Origin of the sequence: Pectobacterium odoriferum, from assembly GCF_009931295.1 — a bacterium.
Taxonomy (GTDB): Bacteria; Pseudomonadota; Gammaproteobacteria; order Enterobacterales; family Enterobacteriaceae; genus Pectobacterium; species Pectobacterium odoriferum.
In genome coordinates, this window is record NZ_CP034938.1 from 1836923 (window position 1) to 1851000 (window position 14078).

General features: G+C 47.1%; 12 protein-coding genes and 1 pseudogene. 5 read left to right on the forward strand and 8 right to left on the reverse strand.

The features are described from left to right. Nucleotides 1–152 precede the first annotated feature (152 nt). The 3 genes from EO763_RS08120 to EO763_RS08130 all read right to left on the reverse strand — a co-directional run bounded on the left by EO763_RS08120 (nt 153) and on the right by EO763_RS08130 (nt 2916). On the reverse strand, nt 153–1184 hold the full coding sequence (locus EO763_RS08120; protein WP_039357231.1) for a methionine synthase: 1032 nt from the start codon (nt 1182–1184) through the stop codon (nt 153–155). A gap of 30 nt (nt 1185–1214) precedes the next feature. Beyond that, entirely contained in the window at nt 1215–2192 is a 978-nt protein-coding gene (locus tag EO763_RS08125; RefSeq protein ID WP_161528641.1) for a DUF1852 domain-containing protein, read from the reverse strand. Nucleotides 2193–2571: 379 nt separating this feature from the next. Further along, complete coding sequence (locus EO763_RS08130; RefSeq protein ID WP_161528642.1) at nt 2572–2916, reverse strand: gamma-glutamylcyclotransferase family protein; 345 nt, start codon at nt 2914–2916, stop codon at nt 2572–2574. Between the two features lie 220 nt (nt 2917–3136). Here EO763_RS08130 and EO763_RS08135 point away from each other — a divergent pair, with 220 nt between their 5' ends. After that, nucleotides 3137–3436 (forward strand): tyrosine--tRNA ligase, encoded by a 300-nt coding sequence (locus EO763_RS08135; RefSeq protein WP_044203499.1) that lies wholly within the window; start codon nt 3137–3139, stop codon nt 3434–3436. A 124-nt stretch (nt 3437–3560) separates the two neighbouring features. Further along, complete coding sequence (locus EO763_RS08140) at nt 3561–4451, forward strand: oxidoreductase (protein ID WP_161528643.1); 891 nt, start codon at nt 3561–3563, stop codon at nt 4449–4451. Here the strand turns inward: EO763_RS08140 and EO763_RS23920 are convergent. From EO763_RS23920 to EO763_RS08155, 4 genes are all read right to left on the reverse strand, one after another. Continuing rightward, a complete protein-coding gene (locus EO763_RS23920; RefSeq protein ID WP_425281357.1) occupies nt 4448–4633 on the reverse strand; it encodes a hypothetical protein in 186 nt (61 codons plus the stop codon). The genes EO763_RS08140 and EO763_RS23920 overlap by 4 nt on opposite strands. A 152-nt stretch (nt 4634–4785) precedes the next feature. Next, complete coding sequence (locus tag EO763_RS08145) at nt 4786–8820, reverse strand: NACHT domain-containing protein (protein ID WP_161528644.1); 4035 nt, start codon at nt 8818–8820, stop codon at nt 4786–4788. A 443-nt stretch (nt 8821–9263) separates the two neighbouring features. Continuing rightward, a complete protein-coding gene (locus EO763_RS08150) occupies nt 9264–10229 on the reverse strand; it encodes an IS110 family RNA-guided transposase (RefSeq protein ID WP_039494396.1) in 966 nt (321 codons plus the stop codon). Between the two features lie 153 nt (nt 10230–10382). After that, nucleotides 10383–10529, reverse strand: a complete 147-nt coding sequence (locus tag EO763_RS08155; RefSeq protein ID WP_161528645.1) for a hypothetical protein — start codon at nt 10527–10529, stop codon at nt 10383–10385. Between EO763_RS08155 and EO763_RS08160 the strand changes: the two are divergent. Then, a pseudogene (locus EO763_RS08160) lies at nt 10512–10849 on the forward strand (ArdC-like ssDNA-binding domain-containing protein); the annotation flags it as partial. The gene EO763_RS08155 and the pseudogene EO763_RS08160 overlap by 18 nt on opposite strands. A 91-nt stretch (nt 10850–10940) precedes the next feature. Here the strand turns inward: EO763_RS08160 and EO763_RS08165 are convergent. Beyond that, complete coding sequence (locus EO763_RS08165) at nt 10941–11777, reverse strand: MipA/OmpV family protein (protein ID WP_161528646.1); 837 nt, start codon at nt 11775–11777, stop codon at nt 10941–10943. Between the two features lie 205 nt (nt 11778–11982). Here EO763_RS08165 and EO763_RS08170 point away from each other — a divergent pair, with 205 nt between their 5' ends. After that, nucleotides 11983–12660, forward strand: coding sequence for a response regulator (locus tag EO763_RS08170; RefSeq protein WP_161528647.1), 678 nt, complete (start codon nt 11983–11985; stop codon nt 12658–12660). Further along, the gene (locus tag EO763_RS08175; RefSeq protein WP_161528648.1) at nt 12660–14048 is read left to right on the forward strand and encodes a sensor histidine kinase; all 1389 of its coding nucleotides are present in this window, start codon (nt 12660–12662) and stop codon (nt 14046–14048) included. Before EO763_RS08170 ends, EO763_RS08175 begins: the two co-directional genes overlap by 1 nt. Nucleotides 14049–14078: the final 30 nt, after the last annotated feature.

Consider the following 14078-nt stretch of genomic DNA (forward strand, 5'->3'; position numbering starts at 1 on the left):
CGTCATAAGAGGCTAAAAAAATCCCGCCTAAGTTTCCTGAGCGGGATTTCTACATTTGGTTTCCTGACTGGGGCAGGTTAGGGCAGCGAACGTATTTTATCTATGCCATGTACTGACCTGTTTGTGGCAGTAACTGATAAACCCATGCGATGTTATTTAGCCAAGAGTTCTCTTCGGACGATTTCCGCACCCGCACTTAACGCGTTGAGTTTGCCTCTTGCGACGCGGCGAGATAAAGGGGTCATGCCACAGTTGGTAGAAGGATAAAGCTTGTCGGCATCCACAAACTGAAGCGCTTTACGTAGCGTATCGGCGACTTCCTCTGGTGTCTCAATGGTGTTGGTTGCCACGTCAATGGCGCCTACCATCACTTTTTTACCGCGAATGAGTTCAATGAGATCCATTGGAACACGAGAGTTCTGACATTCCAGTGAAATGATATCAATCGCCGATTTTTGCAGCTTAGGAAAAATTTCTTCATATTGCCGCCACTCGGAGCCCAGCGTCTTTTTCCAATCGGTATTCGCTTTGATGCCATAGCCATAGCAAATATGCACCGCAGTTTCACATTTAAGCCCTTCAACGGCTCTTTCTAAAGCGGCAATTCCCCAATCATTCACCTCATCAAAGAAAACATTAAATGCAGGCTCATCAAATTGGATAATATCGACACCCGCAGCCTCTAACTCTTTGGCTTCTTGATTGAGAATTTTGGCGAATTCCCAGGCGAGTTTTTCACGGCTCTTATAGTGGCTATCATAGAGCGTATCGATCATTGTCATGGGACCCGGTAACGCCCATTTAATGGGTTGCGTGGTTTGCTGACGTAAAAACTTGGCATCCTCGACAAAAACGGGCTTTTGGCGAACCACGGCACCAATGACTGTCGGTACACTCGCATCATAGCGATTGCGGATTTTAACGATCTCACGTTTCTCAAAATCAACGCCGCTGAGGTGCTCAATAAACGTCGTGACAAAATGTTGGCGCGTCTGCTCGCCATCACTGACAATGTCAATCCCTGCCTGTTGTTGATCTGCCAGGCTCAAACGTAGCGCATCTTGTTTGCCCTCAATTAATTCATCGCCTTGCAATTTCCAGGGTGACCACAGTGTCTCAGGCTGCGCCAGCCAAGAGGGTTTCGGTAAGCTGCCAGCCGTTGAGGTGGGTAACAATATTTTCATAATAATCGGTGACCTTGTGTGTTTGGTTAATCAAAGAACGTAATTAGCAGACCATTGCTCAAGAATAGCTTGGTATGGTTTGATGAAGTTTTTCTCAGTAAACTTTCCCTGCTCGATAGCCAACAGGCTACGTTCTTCTCGATCGTAAACAATTTGAGTGAATGAATGATCCTGATGATTCAGGCTTGGCTGATAGCACAGACCTGCTGCAGAATTCGCATTGTAAATCTCAGGTCGGTAAATCTTTTGAAAAGTCTCCATCGTGCTGATGGTACTGATCAGCTCAAGATTCGTATAATCACTCAATAAATCACCAGAAAAATAGAAAGCCAAAGGCGCGACACTATTTGGCGGCATAAAATAACGAGCCTGCAACCCCATTTTATGGAAGTATTGATCGGTCAATGAATATTCATCTTGCTGGTATTCGACACCTAATACGGGATGCTGATTTCCAGTCCGATGATAGGTGTTTTTACTTGAAACACTTAGGCATATAACCGGTGCTTTACTAAAATTATCTTTGTAAGTATTTGAATTAACGAAGCATTTAAATAGATTCCCATGCAACTCGCCAAAGCTGTCTGGGGTGCTAAATCCGGGGTGATTCTTATTATGATCTGCCAGTAATACGCTAAAATCATAATCTCGCACGTAGGAGGAGAAATTGTTTCCTACAATGCCTTCAATGCGCTCGTTAGTTTTTTTATCAACGATATTCGTTTTCAATATTTCAATGACTGGGAAGCTGTTGCCATTGCCTTCAATATCAACCTCAACGGAAATGATATCAAGTTCTACAGAATAGCGATCGCTTTTAGGGTTATCCCAATGCGCCAGGGAATTGAAACGATTGTCGATCATCGTTAACGCGTTGCGCAAGTTCTCCTGGCGGTTTTTTCCTCTCGCCAAGTTCGCAAAGTTGGTCGTGATACGCGTGTTTTCGGAGGGGTTATAATTCTCATCGAAACACGTGTTCTTAATCGTAAAGGTAAAATTCTTATTCATCGCTATCTAGCATCCTAATTCTTGATATAAAACCTGAATTTATTGCTTGTTTTTCCAAGGTTTTCAGGTCTTACAATTTTTGCAGGTTTCATCTTGTCTATAGTAGTGCACAATTTATGCCAGAGTCATTGCGTGAGTAAAAGTGATTTAATTTCAATAGACATGAGCCATCTTCATGACTTGATGTATGGTCTGGATCGGCGCTGTTACAGTGAACCCTGCTACATAATATTTTTACTTTTAATTCAACTGGTTAGTTGTAAACAACTGCATGGCCTTATGGTAAGGTTAAAACAAAAATCCCGCCTGATTTTCCTAAAGCGGGATTCTTAAATGTGGTCCCTTGCTGGGGCAGGTTAGGGCAGGGTACGTAGTTTATCTATCCCGCGTACTGGCCTGTCTGTGGCTGTAACTGATAAACCCATGCAGTAACCTGCTGGTCTTCCGCCGTGGTAACCACAACCTCAACGCGATCGTAGCCCTCTTCAAATTCATCCAGCATTGGCCAGTGCGCCTCAAGATTAGCGGACAGAAACAGGTAACCGTTGACGCGCGGCCCGTGCTCATCCAGCACGATCCCCGGAAAATCCGCGGCGGCACCCCAGCCACGCTCATAAAACGTGCCTGTCACGTAACCCGGCAACCAGTCTCCACCGATGTTTTCCAAAATATAGGCATTTTCGTGACCCGGACGCAGCGTCCCGTAGACAAACAAGCGTTTCATTTTTCCTCGTCAATCAAAACAATGAATACCCAACGGGTGAAGAATAATGCTCACGTTAGGGTTTAATAAAACGGTTCGCAACAGGTTCTGCCATTTTGTATTGACCTCCAACAATCCTTTAAAGCTATATTTCCGAAAATATCGAATGTCCTTACTTTTTGAGTGAATTTGTCAATGTTAATGCCTGAGTCGCAGGGGTAAGATTGGTGGGAGGATACTGTTGGTCGGTGCGGAAGCCGTTGACGCTGCTGGCAAACATTTTGAGCGGGTATTTCAGCGCCATAATCCCACCGAAGAGGACCATCTCCCACTCATCGTTGGCAGACAAGCGCCGCTGGCACTGATTGATTTTTGTAGTCAGGCGCTTGCCGAAATGAGTCGCTCTGAACTGCGGAGGCTAATTCGCTCTGGAGCAGTAAGGATCAATACGCATAAAGAAACTGATGAACTGGCAATGATTAATCCAGAACTTGGCATGCTTCTCTGGTTGGGTAAACATCACCGTTTCATCGTCAGATAGGTGCTGATATCTACCTTGATTATTGGTTTTTCGGCGAAGCGTTGACGTTAAGAAAAATACTGGCGTGCGTGGTGATTGTCGCCGGCGCACTGATTATGGGTTAAGCGAATCAGGAGAACTACCGATGTCTGACTATCCGACTATTGCGCTGATTGGGCCTGGTGCAATTGGTACGACCATCGCTGCGGCACTGCATGAAGTGGGCCGCACACCGCTACTTTGCGGGCGTTCTGCACATTCAAAGCTACTTTTGCGTCACGATGGGGGCGAAATTGTTGTACCAGGTCCGGTGTTAAGCGATCCGACGGCGATCGACCATCCTTTCAATCTGGTTTTTGTCGCGGTGAAAACCACCCAAAACGTCGACAGCGCCGGGTGGTTGAGAGCGTTATGCGATGAAAATACGGTGGTCTGCGCTCTGCAAAATGGCGTCGAACAGAAAGCCCAGCTTGAACCTTGGGTCAATGGAGCAATAGTGTTGCCTTCAGTGGTCTGGTTTCCGGCTCAGCGCGAGCCGGATGCTTCGGTCTGGCTGCGCGCCAAACCGCGTCTGACGCTGCCGGATGTCCCACAGGCAAAACGGGTGATTGATGCGCTGAGCGGCACGTGCTGCGCGGTTGAGTTGTCTGCGGATTTTTTGTCCGTCGCATGGTGCAAACTGCTGCAAAATGCGGTCGCGGGCCTGATGGTGCTAGCGAATCGCCGCGCCGGAATGTTTTCGCGTGAGGATATCAAAGCGCTGGCTCTGGCGTATCTGCGTGAGTGTCTTGCTGTCGCCCGTGCCGAGGGGGCCGTGCTGGACGATGGGGTTGCGCAGGAAATCGTGGATAATTTTCAACGTGCGCCTGCCGATTTAGGCACATCTATTCTCGCTGACCGTCAGGCCAATCGCCCGATGGAGTGGGATATCCGCAACGGCGTGATACAGCGCTACGGCCATGCTCACGGCATTCCCGTTCCTATCAGTGATGTGCTGGTTCCCCTGCTGGCGGCCGGCAGTGAAGGACCGGGTTAACGCGAACCGGAATGCTTTTCACATGAATTTATTGATAAATAGCAAAAATCCCGCTTAAGTTTCCTTAAGCGGGATTTTCTAAATTTGGCTCCTCTGACTGAGATCGCCTTTGCCAGTAACTGGCTAATAAAGAAGCTAAATCTAAAATCCCTTCCTGTCAAGACCACCAGAATGACCACCAATTTTTGTTAATTTTTCGGTGGTAAATGCCTGTTATCACACCTGCGGTGATATCGGATATTTATGTTCGATGTAACAATACTGTTGAGTTCTTTTATAGTGTATTACTTAAAACTCCCTCAAGAAATTCAAAGTAGGGGCTATGTTACTAATTCTAATGTTTACTCTGTCGTGAAACATCTAAAACGAAAACATCGATTAAACCATGGAGATCAACCGGTAACCCTGCTTCAATACTGATTTTAAGTTCCTGAGCGGTTTTGATGCCGTGGAGCTTGCGGCCTGCAACGGTCTCACTCTCTCCAAACCATATAACAAGAAAAATACCCTGCTGCTCGGCATCTGGGTGGATAGAATAACGGTCATAGAGTTGGGCTGACGCGGCAGAATATAACTCTCTGTGCCACTGGCCTTTGACTTCCGTAACCAGCAGCCGTCTTTTTCCACCAATCAACTTAGATGCCGTGAAGTCACTCCTGTTTTGACCTTTCAACTGATGCTCAGGTGTTATCGATATGCCCTGAGGTTCGAGTCTTAAATTGAGACGTTCAGCAATGATCTCCGTAGACTTTACCTCATCAAGGCGTTTATTTTTTTCATAGAAGCGATCTGCCGAGTTAAACTCCCCGCCATCAATCGCTTTCTGGAAATCATGAAGCTCCTGAAGAACTAACTGACGCAGGTCTTCAACAGTAACCACTGAATCACAATTCAGATGTTGGACTATTTCATCTGGCGTCGGTGGTTCAAAATCCCTGAGCGCTTTTTTCCTGAGCTGACCAGCGTATATACTTTGCAGCCCTTTATGCTGGCTCGTGAAACGTGGATCGGTAAGAAGGCGACCCAGTACAGGTATTGCATTGTCAGGAATATCTGATTCAATTGACCAAATTAAATCAGTTAAAAAGCGGTAGGCTTTTTCCTCTTTAGGGCTATCGCTGCCCCAATGACTTGGCAGTTCAACACGCGGCCATTGTTCAAAGAAAGCGTCTAAAATGGCTTCAACCTTAATTGAGGTAAGTTCCGGCCAGGCATGGTGCTCACTTCGGTTCATGCGCCCAGAGCGTTCATAAAAATGCAGTAAATTATCTTTGTTAGATTTTAGCCATGTCCAATAAGTAGCTGTAATGCTCTCGAGAAAGTAGAACTCCCGTACCAGCCAGAATATTCGCTTGCGTTCAAAATCCTCATCTTCTGTCGGATTGGGCCAGCCTGACATCATATCTGAGCACCGCTCTGCAATAATCTCTTTTAAATCCTCACGATCGCCGTATTGAGCAGCAATTTCAAAAAGTGTATCTACTGAGTTAAGGGATAAATCAGTAAAACGACGAAGCCATTCAATAGAAAGTTTAGCGCGTGAATGACGAAAGACCTCTTCTCCACTTAACATCCAGATTTCAGGGTGAGGGCATGGTTGAGCGAGTTGGGGTTCAACGTATTGCTGGAGATATTTTTCAGCACTTTCACTATCAGGAAAAATGAGGCGGTCTATTTCAGTCTGTAGAGCGTCACGTTCTTCCGTCGAAACTGAGTCATATCCCATGTGAATGTTGGTTCTTAATGCTGTAAGCAACTCGGTATTGACGCATTCAAGATGGCCTTCTGCGCGTAGTATCTCCAGGCAAGCTGCATATAAAATGATCTCAGAATACCTGGATTTAGATTCGCATTGCAGGGCTGCTAGTTCGGGAAGGGTGGGGACCTCGGGAGTAATAAAATCCAGACAATTTCGCAACGCAGTCCGAACCAGTTTTTCGTCACCAAACTCCAATTCAATTCTTTCCGGATGCATGAGCACAAGTTCTGCAAAACGAACAAGACACTCCCAGTTACGACCTTGCTCTACAATCCCTCTGTTTTCATTAACAAATTTTATATTTCTGTTGTGGATATCCCGTCGCTTTCTATCATGACGTTTCCTGCTTCGGCTATGTCTAAACCTCCAGAACTGGTGTTCCTGCTCGGATAATTTCATTGCATTGTTGTATCTGGCCCATTCGCGCATAAATGCGGGTTTGGAAAGGGCGTGCTGACGCATTTGTGCCCGCAAGTCATCAGAGCCTTGTTCTTCCTTGTTTTTGTAACGTTGATGGCTGACAAGGAAACTCGCCCACAGATCAGCGTTATCTGTTTCAAACGCCAGATCGAGGAGAAATTTATAGTCATTCCGACATAAATGAAGGCCTGAATGTGAGTGCAGGTATCCGTCGAACTTTTCTACTCTTGTATTGAATATTTCATTACGATCCGTTAGTGGCCCGAATACATGGGCAATGATCTCTTGACGAAGTGTGTCATTTTCCCGAAGTACCTGTACCGATTTACTTTGATCGGCTTGGCATTGGTGATGAAAATTGAGATTACCTATCCATTGCCAGATCCTCACAGGGTCAAACGGCGCTTGAGCTAATTCAAAATAGCGATCGACCATTGAACCGACGATCTTACTTACCCCATTGCGACAATCACATTCATAGGATTTTTTCCCACAATGGCAGTAAAGGTTATGGGTTAATTCATCCAGAAGAGATTCGAGAGTATGCTGTGAAAAACAGGAAATGAGCTTCTTAATAAAATAACGAGTTCCTACCACTCTTTCAAATTGTTCTTTGTTGTTGGGATAGAGGTTCGCACAGACTCGTAAGAATCCAGAAAGATATTTGTGGTTAAATTTTTCTGGCCCTACGACTTCGATGACTTTAGCTGAAATATTGAGTGAAATATTACTGGCTTCAAAAATTAAAACGGCCAAAGCGCCAATGAAATCGTATTCTTTTACATTGAGTAAGCATCTGCTTGCTAATGTACGAATATGTTCAGACTCGTTGGGGTTTAAAGTAAGTAGGCTCAATTCAGGCGTCAACTGACTGTTAACCGGAGAGTCAGTCAGAAGTTCTAAAATTAAATAACGTAAATGACCTTCATTGCCCATAGTTAAAAGAGGCTTTATTTCTTCGACAACGTCTTGCGTGAAAAAACCAGCCGCGCTGAATCGGCGCCAAAAGTCGCTCCGACGAAAGTAAGGATCTGCGGTTTCAATCTCTTTGAGTCGATGAAGAAGTTGTCGCTTCGATGAACGTTCAAGTTGCGATGGATCGCCGTTCGCGAGTACCGCATAGGCGTCAAGCTCAATAATGGATTCCTGTACTGACTTGTTGCCTAATGCCGCCATCCATCCGAGCAGACCTCTCAACTCATCTCTGGCAGTACCATTCGGTGCAATGACTGGTAAGCACTTTGTTAAACTGAGAGCATCCCCTGGGTCGGCTATTCGTTTAATAAGATAATCCGCTGCGCAGTATTCAGCGACGATCTTGTGAACCGAGCGGTGCTGGTCTTCCTTATCGCCGGGTTTGAAAAGCTGAGTTGACAATATGTCGTAACAGGCAGTACTGCCGCTAAATAACGCTGGCAGCATGGGATACATCCGGCTTGCAGCCATGTCGATGGTGCTGACTCCCTCTGCACCCGACAACAGAAGTTTGGCATAAACCTCGGCAGAAAATGCGATCTTCTGTGCAACTGAAAGAGATATAGAGGCTTTCGGAATATCTGGGTTGATTTCCTTAGCCAGCCGTTCGACCGCTAAAGCAAAGATTGAACGCTTGTCAGCAAATCGTCTGCCACTTTCTAAGTAGGCATCGGTGAACATTTTCAGAAACTGAGGGTTTGGTAACAACATTTCTAAACTAAACCGTGTTACTTCGGTCTGGAATGCAAAGAAGTCTTCTGCTGGCGCATGGTGCTTAAAGATGGCGTGTTGTTCGTCTTGATCGAATTCTCTCAGTCTCACAATCATAGGGGAGACACCAAGAAATTTTTCAAAAATACTGCTGGAAGCCAGTCCCCATTCGCTTGACCTGCTCGACATAATTACGCGATTTGGCTTTGATGTTCTGGCGTGCGCAAGGAGTTTATGGATACCTGATTGATCGATTCTGGCGACTTCATCAACGGCATCAATTATCAGCGAGCTATTTTCTTTATTTGCTCCAACATAAGCAAAAACGCTGGCATTTAAGACAGGGGTGTTCAGTTTCAGAGCGATACTTTTCATCAGCTCTGTTTTCCCGCCGCCGGGTTCTGCTAACACAACAATGTGCGTTGATTCAGCCAGCAACTCTGTCTCTGTGTACGTCTTGCCATCGTGTGTAAAATTACGTTCAAGATAGAAGGTTGAATTCATAGTTGCAAAATGCTTCGTGTTGAATAGCCCAAAAATTTCAGCAGAAAGGAAAGCTGCGCCTAAGTTCTCTTGCTTATATCAGAGATAGTAAGGCATTTTTTCTTTATCGGGGGGCTGTTTTATCAATTGCTGACCGCGTTATACAACTTATGGACATTCATCACATTTTACATTCGCGATATGCAAGTGATCTTACCCGCCAATAGTGGGGTCGTGACTAATTGAGTAAATTTTGGGGATAAAGCTCATACTGCCAAAGAAGGGCTGAATTAATACCGCTATTTAAACCCCAAACCCATTTCACCGCTGCGGCCTAAGGGGCGCTACGCCCGCCTATGCAGGGTCAGTTTTTCTCCCGTGGCTTTCCGTTCCCGTATCAGCTTCCGGTTAATCGTTTCCCTACACAACCCGTCCCGCAAGCAACTGTCTTTGAGAAAGCGTTTTTAATTTACGTTATGAAGCGCAATGTCCCATTTCTGCTCATCCCTTACCATGGCATTCAAAATTGCGATCAGTTTGCGCATACAAGCAACCAGAGCAAGCTTTTTGGCCTTCCCGGCGGAAAGCAAGCGCAGGTAAAACGCCCTGATCACCGGATTGAACCGCGTAGCAGTCAACGCTGCCATATAGAGTGTTGCTCTCACACTACCTCTGCCACCAAAGGTGGTGCGCTTCCCGCGCATTTTGCCTGAATCTCTGTTAAACGGTGCTACGCCTGCCAGTGCACTTATTTCCCGGCGTGTGAGTCTACCCAGTTCAGGAAGCTCTGCTAACAAAGTCGCGACAGTGGCTTCACCCACGCCCTTTACGCTGGAAATCAGCTCTGCGTGACGTTGGAAGTGTGTTATCACGTATTTATTCATCTGGCGGGTGATGCGCTTCAACTCGCTTTCTAGCGCATCAATTATGATGGCAATACTTTCCCTATTACCTGGATGAGATGGATAAAGTCGGTTCCGCTCAGCAACCAGCATCTGGTTTAACTGGCGACGCCGTACGACCATCGCTGTGAGTTCCTGACGAGTGATTTCTGGTAATGGGCGAATAAAGCGGCTGCGTTCAGGACTGCAGTCGATGACTTGTGCCAGTTGCGCTAACACGTTGGCGTCGAGTCTGTCGGTTTTAGCCAAATACCCCATTGAGCGGGCAAAATCTCGAGCCTGACGAGGATTGATAACGACTACGTCATATCCTTCCGCCTGAAGGTTGCATGCTACCGCCGATTCCAGACCACCAGTGGCTTCCATCAGAACCAATGAGACGCTGATCTCTTTTAGTTTTCTCAGGATCGCGGCGAAGCCATCTTCTGCATTATTCACCGTGAATGAAGCGAATTCTCCCGTTCCGGCAATATCCAGTGACTGTTTTGCCACATCAATACCGATAACCTGCTGAACTGGCTGACTCATATTACCCCTCCTTACGATACGAATTTAGTTCATTCAACTGTACGGGCTTCAAATGAGTGGCTCAGTTCATGCGCGGTTTGCTTGCGGTCGGGCTTAAAAACCCTGGGGTAAATACGTGCTGCATGAACCTTGCCAAATCCAACACCAGGGATCTTACAGCAACATCAACATATAAGGGTAAATAGCACGCATGCTGCGCCCTTGCGTGCCGGAACGATGCTGGGAAAGCGAACCGTCAGGCGATACGAAGACGAAAATCACATCGCTGACGGAGAAAAAACCATGACGAATTCCCTGCATATCCAGACTAGCGCCCTAACGCCGCAGCGGCGACCAGCGTATCCCCGCTGGAGCAGTCAGGCTCCTCAAAAACGAAATTTTCTCAAACCAGAACAGATATTTATCAGACCGTCACCGACAACATCATTGCAGCGCTTGAAGCCGGTGTAAAACCGTGGTCTTGCCCGTGGCAACGAGTGTCGGGTATGTCTGGGTTGCCTTCCAACTTCGCAACCGGTATCGCGTATAGCGGAATGAATATCATGTTGCTGTGGTGCAGCGCGTCAAAACAGGGCTTTGGTGATTCACGCTGGATGACCTACAAACAGGAGCAGGCAGTAGCGCCCCATCATCTGAACTGGGGCGGGACGAATTTGTATTTATTGACAGTGCATAGCCACAAGCTACCGAGAAGCACATGTCGAACAACGATCAGAAGCTATATGTCACCTTCAGGCTGCCAGTGGGCGATGTTGTTCGTTGAACAATTGGACTATTTCGTGCATCACCAGCCAACTGCGTAAAACCTGCTGCGGCAACTACGCTCCAGTCTTGATTAAGCTTGTGCGTCCAGTCCATATTCAGTGAATAGGCATAAATTCCAGACTTGGCATCATATCGAGTAAACCCCGATGCGGCCGACTGTGATGCACTTACTCCGTAGTAAGTCTGCATGTACTTGCTGGTCCCCCAACTACTGGTCAGCGCCAGCGTCACAGCGTTTTTAGATGATGTATAGAGCGGGCTGACAATGCTGAAATGCAGGGCCTCACCATTGCTTCGCTGAGAAATCGGCACCTCAGCCTGCAATTGCAAATTAAGCCAGTCGGTCACCTCGTATCCCAGGCCAGGCACAACGATAGCTGAGCCCTTAACGTCACCCATACCACGCAGGTAGTCGCTACCGTAGCTGAGCGAGTCGCTGTCCACGTCACGATCCTTTCGGCCTGCGCGATAACTCAGCGCAGCGCTGTAATCAAATTTGCCGATGTTGTTACCGTAACCGATACCACGCGTGGAGCTGACGAAGAAACCATTTACCATAGAATAATCAATCACTAGGGCCGTCGTGACTCGGTTTTCATCCGAACCAGAATAACGTGGCGCAACATCCACGCCTCCTCCTAGGGTCAACTCGTTGCCCTGTTTCTGTTCTGCTGCCAGTATTGGGGTTGCCAATAACGCGAGGACAAATCCTGACAACAATTTTCCCAGGGTATGCCCCGAGAGTGACGGGAGGAACTTATGACTCAGTTCGATGTTTCTCATTAAGGAAGTCCTTGTGGGTTCAACTGACTACGATGCAAGCGGTTTTAAACGCCAGAACGCTCAGTTTGAATGCTGACCCTGAAGTTCTCATGAGCCAAAAATGAAGAAATACTGAAGCAAGTACCCGTTCTGCAAACCTGATAGATTTACGGATACCGTTTTTTTCTTCAGACGTTCTTCATTCACTGTTGATAAAGTCACTATTGTGAAAATTCTCCTAATCGAAGACGACATCGATCTCGGCAATGGCGTACGTATTGCCCTTACAGACCAAGGATTAGATGTCATATGGGTTCGCCGTAAAGTGGATGCTCTGCATCAACTCGATGTATGCGTGCCAGAACTTGTATTGCTCGACCTCGGCCTGCCCGACGGTGATGGCATGAGCCTGATGGCGCGTCTGCGTCAGCAGCTCAAGGGGATCCCCGTCATCATCCTGACTGCCCGGGGCACTCTGCAAGATCGCTTGACTGGACTGGATGCCGGTGCAGACGACTATCTCGTCAAACCTTTTGTTCTCGCTGAGTTATTGGCCAGGGTGAGAGCACTTGTGCGGCGCAGTTACGGTTTTCAGAATGAGGTGATAGAGGTTCGAGGGCTATCTCTCCATGTGCCGACTCGTCGCGTGACAGTGAGCGAAAGTCATGTTGATTTGACGGCAAGTGAATACGCGCTGCTTGAAACGTTAATGTTGCGTTCTGACCGTGTTCTGACCCGTAGTTTTCTGGAAGAAAGGATCTTCGGTGCAAAAGAAAATATGAGTAATGCGCTCGATGTACATATGGGAAATTTGCGTCGCAAAATTGGTGACGGCTATGTGCGAACGGTGAGAGGTGTGGGGTTTGTCATTGACACCGTACCCATTCAGAAGGGGGCAGGTTGATGCGTAATTTTTGGCGCTATCTGAGAATTCCAACGCTCGTACGGCGAATTATGATCGCCCAGATGCTATTACTCACGCTGCTTTGGTGTATTTTTCTGACCTACATTTTATGGGATAACTTACGCAGCCCTCCCATGCTATCAGGCAACAAAACCTATGAAACCATTCTGACAGTGGTGGATCGTATGGGGGATCGCCCGCATGATCTCACCGATGTACTGGAAACATTCAGCAAGGCATTGCGGGAAGGCTATGGCGGAGGTGAAGACCCAAAAATGTCAATCAGCCTAATCGTTCGGAAGAATAAAGAGATAATTTATTCATCTGATGGCGCTCCGGTAGGAGTGGCAAACACCGGTTATGGGATGATTCAAAATATTCAGAGTAACGGTCGCACTTGGACTAGCCGTACTCTGAAGTCTAGGCGCTCCGACACAGAGGTGACACTGCTCACTCCTGCTGGAGGCTGGAACTTCTTCATATACCTGAACTCGCGCGGATATTACATATTACCGCTGCTGGTATGCATTCCCTTTCTGTTGTTTCCTGCGTGGCTGTCAATCCGCATTGCAATGCGTCCTTGGAACAAGGTGGCAAATGAAGTTTCCTTACGAACACCAGAAGATATTTCTCCCTTAAAAGCAGTGCCAAAGCACAAGGAGCTTCGCCAAATAGTGGACGCGATTAATATATTCCTTGCCAGGGTACGAGAAAGCACTGAAAGGGAACGGACTTTCATTGCAGATGCCGCTCACGAGTTGCGTACTCCGCTGGCTGCAATGCGAGTCAATGTTGAGGCTTTGCAGTCCGATGTAAGCAACTGTAGTCAACAGGAATTGCTTGCAGGGATTATTCGTAGCAATAGCCGTGCTGCTCGTCTCGTCAATCAGTTGCTGCTGCTGATGCACAGTGAAGCGCGCATTGACACTGTTATGGAGCCTGTGCCGCTGACGACGCTCATACAAGAGCGAATGGCTGAGTTGGCACCGCTAGCTGCTGAGAGCCGAATTGAGCTTGAATTCTACTCTCATGATGAAGTCTGGATTACAGGTGTCAGGGAACGCCTGATGTCGCTGATCGACAACTTAATTGAAAATGCTGTGAAGTACAGTCCTGAGGGCGGGCGGGTTGAAGTAGAGGTACGATCGTTAGAAAAATCCATTCAATTGCGTATCTCAGATGCAGGGCCCGGAATCATGGTTGAATTGAGGGAGCGGGTATTCGACAGATTTTTTCGTGATCCCAATCAGATACAAAGCGGGAGTGGATTGGGGCTTGCAATAGTCAAAGCGGTTGCGCAGCAACACAACAGCAGTGTTTTCCTAAGTACGTCTGCAGAAGGTGGGCTCATGGTTATTGTTGATATCCCAAATCACAATTCCGTCTGAAAGAGAACGCAATTTTAGTCTCAATCCTGC

What these genes read in the sequence shown, in the direction of transcription:
- EO763_RS08120 (WP_039357231.1), bottom strand. Translation starts at nt 1,184, where the DNA reads ATGAAAATATTGTTACCCACCTCAACGGCTGGCAGCTTACCGAAACCC.
- EO763_RS08125 (WP_161528641.1), bottom strand. Translation starts at nt 2,192, where the DNA reads ATGAATAAGAATTTTACCTTTACGATTAAGAACACGTGTTTCGATGAG.
- EO763_RS08130 (WP_161528642.1), bottom strand. Translation starts at nt 2,916, where the DNA reads ATGAAACGCTTGTTTGTCTACGGGACGCTGCGTCCGGGTCACGAAAAT.
- EO763_RS08140 (WP_161528643.1), top strand. Translation starts at nt 3,561, where the DNA reads ATGTCTGACTATCCGACTATTGCGCTGATTGGGCCTGGTGCAATTGGT.
- EO763_RS08145 (WP_161528644.1), bottom strand. Translation starts at nt 8,820, where the DNA reads ATGAATTCAACCTTCTATCTTGAACGTAATTTTACACACGATGGCAAG.
- EO763_RS08150 (WP_039494396.1), bottom strand. Translation starts at nt 10,229, where the DNA reads ATGAGTCAGCCAGTTCAGCAGGTTATCGGTATTGATGTGGCAAAACAG.
- EO763_RS08155 (WP_161528645.1), bottom strand. Translation starts at nt 10,529, where the DNA reads ATGCAGGGAATTCGTCATGGTTTTTTCTCCGTCAGCGATGTGATTTTC.
- EO763_RS08165 (WP_161528646.1), bottom strand. Translation starts at nt 11,777, where the DNA reads ATGAGAAACATCGAACTGAGTCATAAGTTCCTCCCGTCACTCTCGGGG.
- EO763_RS08175 (WP_161528648.1), top strand. Translation starts at nt 12,660, where the DNA reads ATGCGTAATTTTTGGCGCTATCTGAGAATTCCAACGCTCGTACGGCGA.